Origin of the sequence: Acidithiobacillus sp. (assembly GCF_023229925.1) — a bacterium.
GTDB lineage: Bacteria > Pseudomonadota > Gammaproteobacteria > Acidithiobacillales > Acidithiobacillaceae > Acidithiobacillus.
In genome coordinates this window covers 72,632-82,009 of record NZ_JALNYM010000004.1, presented here as the reverse complement: position 1 = coordinate 82,009, position 9,378 = coordinate 72,632, and the positions used below count along the sequence as shown (strand labels likewise).

The following is a 9,378-nucleotide window of genomic DNA, read 5'->3' as shown; positions in this document are numbered from 1 at the left end:
GCGGGGTCTGCATGGCTGACCGCCCGGTTTATCTGCTCGAGCCTTTATTCGGGCGCATGCTGTCGCCCTTCGAGCAGTTTCTGCGGCGGGCGACGGCAGGCGGCATCGTCCTCATCGCTGCCACGATCCTGACCCTGATGCTCAGCAACTCCGTCTGGCATGTACCCTACCACGCCTTTTGGGAAGAGCACTTAGGGCTGCATTGGGGTGCCTGGGGCCTGGATCAAAGCCTCCATCACTGGATCAACGACGGCCTGATGGCGCTGTTCTTTTTTGTCGTCGGGCTGGAGCTGAAGCGGGAATTTCTGGTGGGGGAACTCTCCTCCCTGCGCGATGCCGCCCTGCCCGTCATTGCGGCCCTGGGGGGAATGATTGTCCCGGCACTGATTTATCACCAGTTTAATCCCGGCGGCTCCGCTGCAGACGGCTGGGGTATTCCCATGGCGACGGATATTGCTTTCGCCATCGGTATTCTTGTACTGCTGGCCTGGCGCATTCCCCGTAACCTGATTATTTTCCTCACCGCCCTGGCCATTGCCGACGACCTCGGCGCAGTGCTCGTCATTGCCATTTATTACACACCCGCACTCAACGTGACCGCCTTGATCGTCGCCGGAATTTTATTGCTCGTGCTGATTCTCTTCAATCAGGGCGGCATCCGTAACGCCCTGCCTTATCTGCTGGTAGGACTGCCCTTTTGGTATTTCGTCTTGCTGTCGGGTATACATGCCACGGTCGCCGGGATACTGCTGGCTTTCACCATTCCGGCACGCGGCCGCATACGGCCCGACGAGCTGGCCGACACCCTGAGTGCCCGCGGGCAAAATCTGCGGGATGTCATCATTCACAGCAGGCGCCTTGACCCTCTGGTGAACGACCAGCTCGCCGGCATCATCCAGAGCTTGCAACACAGCAGCGCCGCCGCCCTCGCACCCCAACAACGCCTCGAACATGCGGTTCAACCCTGGGTCACCTTCGGCGTTATCCCCATTTTTGCCCTGGCCAACGCGGGCATCAACTTTGCGCAGGTGTCCACCGGAATGCTGTTGAGTACGGTCACCCTGGGCACCTGTCTGGGTCTGGTACTGGGCAAATTTATCGGAATCAGTCTCAGTAGCTGGATAGCGGTACGTTTCAAAATCGCGCGCCTGCCCCACGGCGTACAATGGCGACACCTGCTCGGCGCCGCCTGGCTGGGCGGAGTCGGCTTCACCATGTCGTTATTTATCAGCCAACTGGCCTTCACTGACCATCATCTGCAAGAAGAAGCCAAGCTAGGCATTCTCCTCGCCTCCCTGATCGCCGCCATTATCGGTCTGACCTGGCTCTTCTGGGTCGGTCGCAACGAGGTTCCCGCATGATTCCTGCTGATTTATCACGCACCGTACAACACGCCCTTTCCGAAGATATGGGCAGCGGCGACCTGACTGCGGCACTCATCCCTGCCGCCAATCGTCTCAGTGCCCGTATCATCAGTCGCGAAAAGGGGGTTCTCTGCGGACAGGCGTATGCGGAGGCCACCTTTGCCGCTCTCTCGCCAACAATCCGGATCACCTGGCAAGTCGCCGAGGGTGCACATGTTGCCCCCGATCAAGTCCTCTGCACCCTGGAAGGTCCCGCGCGCGCTGTACTTTCCGGAGAACGCACGGCACTGAATTTTCTGCAAACCCTCTCCGGTACCGCGACCCAGGTTCGCGCCTGTGCCAACGCGCTGAGCGGCCATAAAACGCGGCTCCTGGATACCCGCAAGACCATCCCCGGCCTGCGTCAGGCCCAGAAATATGCAGTACGCATCGGTGGCGGTCATAATCACCGGCTGGGTCTTTACGACGGCATCCTCATCAAGGAAAACCATATCGCCGCCTGCGGGGGCATCACCGCAGCGCTGACGGCAGCATGGCAAATCGCCCCGGCGCTGACCCGCATAGAAATTGAAGTAGAAAATCTGAGCCAGCTGGAAGAAGCGCTGAGCGCGGGCGCCGACATGATCCTCCTCGACAATTTCTCCCTGGAGGATTTGCGCCATGCCGTGCAGCGGGTCGCCGGGCGTCTGCCCCTGGAGGCTTCGGGGAATATGGGCCTGCACAATATCGCCGAGGTGGCAGCCACCGGCGTGGATTTCATTTCCGTCGGCAGCCTCACCCGCCATCTGCACAGCCTGGACCTGTCGCTGCGCTACCTCTGAGCGTTCTGCTCAGGCACGAGCCGCCGCGTCCAGGCTGCGCAGGGTCTCATCCGCACCTGCCGCAGCGGTCAGGTCGGCGACATTTTCTTTGGTAAAGAAGCCCTGAAAATCTCCGAAGCGCTGTACATACTCCACAATCAGTGAGGAATGCTCCGAGGCGCTGGAGAAAATCTGCTTCAACCCTTCCTGCTCTGAGCCAATGACCTCCAGCAGAAATTTCTGCCCGCAATTCTGCAAGGCGCTCACCACGTAGTCGATATTGATCTGATCTCCGGTGCGTCCGTCCCGCACCGCCACCGCCAGATGATGCAAACGCGGCCCAAAATTGCGCACGAAAGCCTCGGTGGGCGACGGCCTGCCGATCAGGTGGCTACAGAAATACGGCTGGTTGGCTGCGGTAAAAACCTTGGCGGGGCTATGGAGTTCGCTGGCAAAATGCACACTCTTGGTCACATTCGTGGACGAGTTCTGCTCAGAAATATCGTAGGAACCCCAATAGTAATAACTGGACAGCGTCAGATATTCGAGAATGGCCACCTCGCGGTTCTGGCTGTATACCCGTGTTGCCAGATGGTCGATGGGCAGGAGCAGCAGGTCGAGACCGAGGGTTTCACGCAATGCCTTGGCCCGTTCAAAAGCCGCCTGCATATCCTCCCGAATGGACGACACACCCAGCGAGTAGACACGGATATGATCATCTGGGCGCTCCCAGTAACCGACAATATTATGGGTATAAGGAGAAGGCTTGACGATGGCCATATTCCCGGGTAACTCCAACTGCCGGATCTGCTCCTGATTAAAGAAGCGGATTTCCCGAGCCTTCTGCGTCTCCACCACCTCGTGCAGATTTTTAACCTGAAAGATTTCACCCATGTACCGGGAGTTCGGCCGCTGCGCCCCGATGGGGTAGACCTCATTGAGGCTGCGAAAGATACCGTGCAGGTTGGGATCTTTCACTTCACGCACCAGCACGTCGGGCGCATTCATGTCGATACGCAGGATATGGGTCGAGTGCTGTTCCGTTTCCAGGGTGACCAGATAGTTATAGGGCGTCATCAGACAGAGTTCACCCACATAGGCTGCCGAATGCCCAGGCTCCACCGTCATCATCAGACTGTCGATGCGGCCGATATTTTCGCTCAGGCCCTGACGATCGCGGTCCGCCAGCAACCGGCCCAACCATTCTTCAAAAAAGGCCGAATTCTGCTTGTCGCCATGCCGCTGAAAATCTGCCGATGCCTGCATGTCCTTCTCTCCATTTGCCCCTACCGGCCAGTGTAGCGCCATTGATCCTGGCAGCCAACGCAGCACCCGCCTCCCGCATCCTGGCGGGAAGCGGGCAAATTCCTTGACAGGATACCGATTGGTCGGTATCTTCCAAGTCCATGATGACACAAGCCCTACGAAAAACCCGCAATCCCGAGCAGACGCGCAGCGATCTACTGAGTGCCGCCTACGCCGAGATTCTGGAATCCGGCTTTCAGGCGGCCAGCCTGGAACGCATTCTTGCCAACACTTCGGTAAGCAAAGGTGCCCTTTACCATCACTTCGGCACCAAACGCGAACTCGGTCTTGCCGTGGTTGAAGAAGTGATTGCGCCGCAGCTTGCGCTGCGCTGGTTCGCCCCTTTTGCCGAGCATGACGACCCGCTGGCCAGTCTCCAGCGTATTCTCGAAGAAAAAATCAACACCGCCGACGAATCGGTCATCCGTTGTGGCTGCCCCCTCAATAATCTCATTCAGGAAATGAGCCCCCTTGATGAAGCATTCCGCCACGGTCTGCAACAGATCCTGGAACGCTGGGTAGAGGTCATGGCCACCGCCCTGACCGAAGGGCAACTTGCCCGCAAGGTCCGCGCCGACATCGAACCCAAAGAGGCCGCACTCTTCATCGTTGCCGCGATTGAAGGCTGCGTCGGCCTAGGCAAAAATGCGCAATCCGTCGAAGCCTATCAGCGCTGCCTGCGACAGCTGCAACTTTACGTCCGATCACTGGCCGCCTGAAGGGTACCTCGTATCGGGCCGTGAACATCGGCTTACTATTCGACACCGCATCATTTTCCGCTTCCTGACTGTAGCAAGGAGATATCATGTCGCAGATCTCATCTGAATGGATTCAACTGGAAAACGGCCCGCGGGCCTGGTATGCCCGCCCCACCGACGCGGGTCCACACCCGGCCGTACTGGTCTTCATCGAAGCCTTCGGCGTCAACGCACACTTTCAGGACGTGGCCGAACGTCTCGCCCAAGCCGGTTATTGCGCCATAGTGCCCGACCTGTATCACGGCAAGACCTATGAATATTCCGATTTCGCCAACGCCATCGGCCATCTCAAAACGCTGAACGACGAGCTGGCCATGCAGGAGGCGGGCCTGGCCATCCAAGCACTACAGCAGCGCGCCGAGGTGCGGAAGGACGCCATCGGCGCGCTGGGGTTCTGTATGGGCGGGCGCTACGCCTTCATGGCCAATGCCGTCCATGCAGACCAGCTTCGCGCCACGGTCGCCTTTTACGGCGGCGGTATTGCTCCCGACCAGGATTCCGTCGGACGCAACCCGGTGCTGCATCTGGTGGATCAGATGCAGGCGCCGCTGCTGCTGCTCTATGGTACCGAAGACCAGTCCATCACCCCCGAAGAACACGGCCGCATTGCCACCGCGCTCAGCACCGCCCAAAAGCGCTATACCCTGACGGTGTTTCCGGGCGCGCCCCACGGCTTCTTTGCCGATCCCCGGGACAGCTTCCGTCCCGAGGCCGCGAAGGAAGGCTGGCGCCTGACCCTTGACCACTTCACCCGTTATCTCGGAGCGTCGGCATGACCCACAAGCTGTTCTCGCCCTGGACCTTGCGTAGCGTCACCCTGCCCAACCGCATCTGCGTGGCGCCCATGTGCCAGTATTCCACACCCGATGGCGTCGCTGGGGACTGGCACATGGTGCACCTCGGCAGCCGTGCCGTCGGTGGCGCCGGGCTGGTCATGGTCGAAGCGGCGTCCATCAGCCCAGAGGGTCGCATTTCCCCCCGCGACCTCGGCATCTGGACGGATGCACAGGCGCAGGCGCTGGCCCCCATCGTCGCGTTCATGAAGGCGCAGGGGGCGGTCGCCGCCATCCAGATCGCCCATGCAGGACGAAAGGCATCCACCCAGCCGCCCTTCCTCGGTGGCCACCCCATTGCACCCGATGCCGAGGGCGGCTGGAAACCTCTGGGACCCAGCGCCCTACCCTTCAGCCATAGCCACACGCCGCCCCACGCCATGGACGCTCAGGACTTGGAGAAAGTGCGCAAAGACTTTGTGACCGCGGCGCAGCGTGCGCTGACGGCGGGATTCCAGGTCCTGGAACTGCACATGGCCCACGGCTATCTGCTGCACAGCTTTCTTTCTCCCGTCAGCAACCAGCGGACCGACAATTACGGCGGCAGCCTGGAAAACCGTATGCGTCTGGCGCTGGAAATCACCGCTGCCGTGCGCGCGGTCTGGCCCGAAGACCTGCCCCTCTGGGTGAGAATTTCCGCCACCGACTGGGTACCCGGTGGCTGGGACCTGGAGCAGTCTGTCGTCCTCTCAAAAGCACTGAAGGACCGTGGTGTGGACGTCATCGACTGCAGCAGCGGCGGCATGACGCCGGATGCGGTCATTCCCGCCGGTCCCGGCTTCCAGACGCCCTTCGCCAGCGCGATCCGGCAGAAGGTGGGCATACCCACCGTCGCCGTCGGCCTCATCACCGAGGCCATACAGGCGGAACACCTCCTCGTTACCGAGCAGGCGGATGCGGTGGCCTTGGCGCGTGAACTGCTGCGCAATCCCTACTGGCCTTTGCATGCAGCACAGAAACTGGGCGTAGACCTCACCTGGCCCGTACAGTACGATCGCGCCAAACCACGCCCCTAAAAAACCCGCTTCAGATGGCATTCGAGATCGGCTCCGCCAGCAGTTTCTGCAACTGCGCCAGTGTCGCCCGGCGCAAGGGCTTACCATCCACGGGTGATGCGGGGCTGCGCCGATCCTCGTCCAGATCAAAGAGGATCAGACGCAAATCCGCGCTGGCATAATTCAACTTCAAGGAAGGATAGTCGCGGGCTGGCGCATCCCCATAATGGAGTCGCTGCCAGACCTCTTCATACGCCACCCGCTGATCCATCAGAAAAAAGATCACACTCTCCGGCGTATCGGCAAAAAGATGGAGCGTGATGGCTGCGTGGCGCGTCGCGGTCCCGCTCAGTACCGGTCCGGTCAGGCGCGGCTGAAACTCCGCGAGCCAGTGCATAGCCTGCGCCGCCTGCTCGCGGAGCTGGCGCAACTCCGCACTATGCGCCTCACCATGAAAGAGCTGCAGGCGCGACTGGAGCTCTTCTTCGATCTCCGCATTGCTCGGCCAGCCCTGCTGGGCGTCGCCGCCAGCGCCCAAACGGCGCGCCGCCTTTTCCTTGGCCACCCGAAAGTCGGCCACCCCCTCATCGGCCATGATCCGCGCCGACTCCACCGCCAACAAGCGCCGCAAACGGGACTGTTGCCGTAACTTGGCCATCTTTGCACCCCGGTCATTGTCCGCAAACGGTATTCCGCATAAGATAGCGCGATTGCGAGAGTGGCGGAATTGGTAGACGCACTGGATTTAGGTTCCAGCGGTTACGGCCGTGGGGGTTCGAATCCCCCCTTTCGCACCAATAACTTACACTTTCGGACAGCGCTGAGCACCGGCTGCACGACGCGCTGGCCAGAATGAGCGCATAACGGGAGCCGTCCACAAGGCGGTGGGGTTTGTGAGGAAGGCGGGGGTGGCTTATACTTTCCGCTATGGATATTCAGGAAACCATAGACAGTCTGCGCAAGGTGCTGGAAAGCGTCATCGCTCCCGGCGTGGAGTCTTTGCGCCTGCGACTCGATGCGCTGGAAAAGGATATCCGGGAGAATGGTCAGGGCATCGACCGTCTTGATGCCCGCGTGGATCGCCTTACTGGAAGAATGGAAGAAGGCTTTTCACGGCTGGACGCTCGTATCGACACCTTGGGCACAAGTATCAATGCCCGCGTGGATCACCTAACCGAACGCATGGAAGAAGGGTTTTCCCGCATGGATACACGCCTGGACGCTCTCACTTCCGCTATTCTGACATAAACAAATTCGCCATCTGTAGGGCTTCCTTGACCATTTCTTCACCGAAGCGCTGGGCGGTCTCCTGTGCTGCCTTAACTACGCGGGCGTTCCGCCCCGTGGTCACCAGGTGCTGGCTGACCAATGGCGCGCGGATAGTGTTGCCGGTGCTGGGCACAGGTGCTGCGGCAAGGCCGCCAGAAGCCATCGTACCTGGGCCATGGCCGGTGCCGGTGTGCGCACAAGGACTCACGTTCGAGGAGCCTTCGCCGGAAGAAAGGCGATAAAAAACCCGGCGGAGGAGCCGGGCTGAGTGTCTAAGCTTGAGATGTCATCTATTCTGCGGGTGCCAAATTCGTGAGAGTTGTTCTTTCCGGTTATGGCGTCCATACTGACCGTGAATATCCAGAACTGCGGAATGGCGAAGAGGTTCAGACATGGTGGAAGACCATCTGGTGTTGGAACAACTCAGGAAGATTCGGGCGGAACAGGATGCGGCTCGCGAACGCGATCACGAGATCATGGCGCGGTTGAGCGGCATAGAGACCGGACTTACCCGCATCGCCAGGGATGAAGCAGGCAACTACGCGGAAATCATCCAGGACCGGCACGCTATTGACCGCATCCGGGAGCGCCTGGACCGGATTGAGCGGCGCCTGGAACTGGCTGACTAGCCCGCGCGCTGGCGGTCGAGGCCGCCATCTCCAGGGTGAGTCCTTCTGCCCTATGCTGACCATTATGGACATTCATTACGAACTGAACGGACTTTCTTTTGTCTGGGACGACAGGAAAGCCGCCAGCAATCCCAGAAAACATGACGGGGTGACGTTCGAGGAAGGGGCTACGGTGTTTTTCGATCCGTTCTTTCGCCTGATGAACGCCAGTAGCGATCATGAGGCCAGAGATGCGGCCATTGGCTCCAGCGCGGCGGGGCACCTGCTGTTCGTAGTACATATTGAGATTGAGGGCGAATCCATCCGCATTATTTCGGCCCGCAAACTGACAAATGATGAGAGGCAAGATTATGAGCATTCCTGAACGTATCAAAACCCGTCTGAACAAGGAGCGCGCCATGACCACGGTTACGCTGCGGGTACCGGTGGACGTGGTGGAATCCCTGAAAGAGATCGCACCACAGCGCGGATTTTCAGGTTATCAGCCATTGCTCAAGGCGTATGTGAGCGAAGGGCTACGGAAGGATGAAGCGCGGTACACCTTCGGGGCTACCGCTCGGCTGATTGCTGCCCTGAGAAAGCGCGGGGTTCCTCAAGCGGTGCTGGATGAGGCCGTGAAGGATGAGGCCATATCCGCATGATTGCAGGTTCATCCCCGGCGGCGGATGCCGCCGTCTCTTGAGCATATAAATGGATAAGTGATCCCGGAAGGAGTTAATTGCTCCTCGTTGAGCACGAAGTGGCGACGATCCGCGAGTGCCTGATTGGCAGATTTGGTCACCCAGCGTTGTTGGGCCATGACTCAAGCCTCGAAACCCAGGGCCTGCAGTTTGACCTTGGCAATGCCATGCCCAAGGGACGCCGCCTTTCCGAGCCACTGGATACCGAGCGCGTGGTCTTTCTCGACGCCAATCCCGTTGAGGTAGCAGATTGAGAGCCACTCCATGGCGTCCGCGTGCCCCTTTTTGGCGGCGAACGCAAACCACTCCACGGCGATCTTGAATTCCTTGGACTGGTAAAAACAGGTCCCGACGTTGTTCATGCCGTCGACATCACCCGCATCCGCACGCCCGATTTCGGCCATGCTGTCGGCGGTCAGTTCCATGGGGATGTACGCGGCCATACTGGGCAAGTCTATTTTCCACATCAGGCCGCCAGGTCCACGCTCGGACTGCACCCGACTGCCGGTTATGGCCCCGGTCTCCAGCCAGTTGTTGATGGTGCGCACGGATCGGCCGGTCAATATGGCTGCGGTTTGGGTGCCGACGTCTACCGCTGATCCCCCGGACATGCCCATCAGTATCTCCTTTAATCATGTATTTCCACGGCATTACGTGGAAATCCGTGTAGCATTTCCACATAGTATCGTGGAAAACTCATGAAAAACCATAGGGCATTTCCACGTTATCCTGTGGAAATAGCCTG

The 9,378-nt window shown here is 59.6% G+C and carries 13 protein-coding genes and 1 tRNA gene; 10 read left to right on the top strand and 4 right to left on the bottom strand.

What is annotated here, in order from left to right; genetic code table 11:
* The first annotated feature begins 11 nt into the window (after positions 1–11).
* Together nhaA and nadC are read left to right on the top strand one after the other, a co-directional pair.
* Positions 12–1,361, top strand: coding sequence for a Na+/H+ antiporter NhaA (gene nhaA / locus M0P56_RS11920; protein WP_291510244.1), 1,350 nt, complete (start codon positions 12–14; stop codon positions 1,359–1,361).
* Positions 1,358–2,185, top strand: a complete 828-nt coding sequence (gene nadC, locus M0P56_RS11915) for a carboxylating nicotinate-nucleotide diphosphorylase (protein WP_291510243.1) — start codon at positions 1,358–1,360, stop codon at positions 2,183–2,185. Before nhaA ends, nadC begins: the two co-directional genes overlap by 4 nt.
* Before the next feature lie 9 nt (positions 2,186–2,194).
* On the opposite strand, the gene M0P56_RS11910 is transcribed toward nadC, so the two are convergent.
* On the bottom strand, positions 2,195–3,430 hold the full coding sequence (locus M0P56_RS11910) for a hypothetical protein (RefSeq protein ID WP_291510242.1): 1,236 nt from the start codon (positions 3,428–3,430) through the stop codon (positions 2,195–2,197).
* Positions 3,431–3,570: 140 nt separating this feature from the next.
* Between M0P56_RS11910 and M0P56_RS11905 the strand changes: the two genes are divergently transcribed.
* From M0P56_RS11905 to M0P56_RS11895, 3 genes are all read left to right on the top strand, one after another.
* A complete protein-coding gene (locus M0P56_RS11905; protein WP_291510241.1) occupies positions 3,571–4,188 on the top strand; it encodes a TetR/AcrR family transcriptional regulator in 618 nt (205 codons plus the stop codon).
* Between the two features lie 86 nt (positions 4,189–4,274).
* Positions 4,275–5,003, top strand: a complete 729-nt coding sequence (locus M0P56_RS11900) for a dienelactone hydrolase family protein (RefSeq protein ID WP_291510240.1) — start codon at positions 4,275–4,277, stop codon at positions 5,001–5,003.
* Positions 5,000–6,076, top strand: a complete 1,077-nt coding sequence (locus M0P56_RS11895; protein WP_291510239.1) for an NADH:flavin oxidoreductase/NADH oxidase — start codon at positions 5,000–5,002, stop codon at positions 6,074–6,076. Before M0P56_RS11900 ends, M0P56_RS11895 begins: the two co-directional genes overlap by 4 nt.
* Positions 6,077–6,086: 10 nt before the next feature.
* Here M0P56_RS11895 and M0P56_RS11890 read toward each other — a convergent pair whose 3' ends face one another.
* On the bottom strand, positions 6,087–6,713 hold the full coding sequence (locus M0P56_RS11890) for a nucleotidyltransferase (protein ID WP_291510238.1): 627 nt from the start codon (positions 6,711–6,713) through the stop codon (positions 6,087–6,089).
* Positions 6,714–6,767: 54 nt separating this feature from the next.
* On the opposite strand from M0P56_RS11890, the gene M0P56_RS11885 reads away from it, so the two are divergent.
* Positions 6,768–6,852, top strand: a tRNA-Leu gene (locus tag M0P56_RS11885).
* A gap of 130 nt (positions 6,853–6,982) precedes the next feature.
* The gene (locus tag M0P56_RS11880) at positions 6,983–7,303 is read left to right on the top strand and encodes a hypothetical protein (protein WP_291510237.1); all 321 of its coding nucleotides are present in this window, start codon (positions 6,983–6,985) and stop codon (positions 7,301–7,303) included.
* On the opposite strand, the gene M0P56_RS11875 is transcribed toward M0P56_RS11880, so the two are convergent.
* A complete protein-coding gene (locus M0P56_RS11875) occupies positions 7,290–7,532 on the bottom strand; it encodes a hypothetical protein (protein ID WP_291510236.1) in 243 nt (80 codons plus the stop codon). The two genes, M0P56_RS11880 and M0P56_RS11875, sit on opposite strands and share 14 nt — an antisense overlap.
* A 184-nt stretch (positions 7,533–7,716) precedes the next feature.
* Between M0P56_RS11875 and M0P56_RS11870 the strand changes: the two genes are divergently transcribed.
* Genes M0P56_RS11870 through M0P56_RS11860 form a run of 3 tightly spaced genes read left to right on the top strand, consistent with a single transcriptional unit; the run spans position 7,717 to position 8,594 of the window.
* Positions 7,717–7,953: a hypothetical protein gene (locus M0P56_RS11870; RefSeq protein ID WP_291510235.1), complete on the top strand. Its 237-nt coding sequence runs from the start codon at positions 7,717–7,719 to the stop codon at positions 7,951–7,953.
* Between the two features lie 52 nt (positions 7,954–8,005).
* Positions 8,006–8,317: a BrnT family toxin gene (locus M0P56_RS11865; protein WP_291510234.1), complete on the top strand. Its 312-nt coding sequence runs from the start codon at positions 8,006–8,008 to the stop codon at positions 8,315–8,317.
* Complete coding sequence (locus M0P56_RS11860; RefSeq protein WP_291510233.1) at positions 8,304–8,594, top strand: hypothetical protein; 291 nt, start codon at positions 8,304–8,306, stop codon at positions 8,592–8,594. Before M0P56_RS11865 ends, M0P56_RS11860 begins: the two co-directional genes overlap by 14 nt.
* A gap of 161 nt (positions 8,595–8,755) precedes the next feature.
* Here M0P56_RS11860 and M0P56_RS11855 read toward each other — a convergent pair whose 3' ends face one another.
* Positions 8,756–9,244: a tetratricopeptide repeat protein gene (locus tag M0P56_RS11855; protein WP_291510232.1), complete on the bottom strand. Its 489-nt coding sequence runs from the start codon at positions 9,242–9,244 to the stop codon at positions 8,756–8,758.
* Positions 9,245–9,378 lie beyond the last annotated feature (134 nt).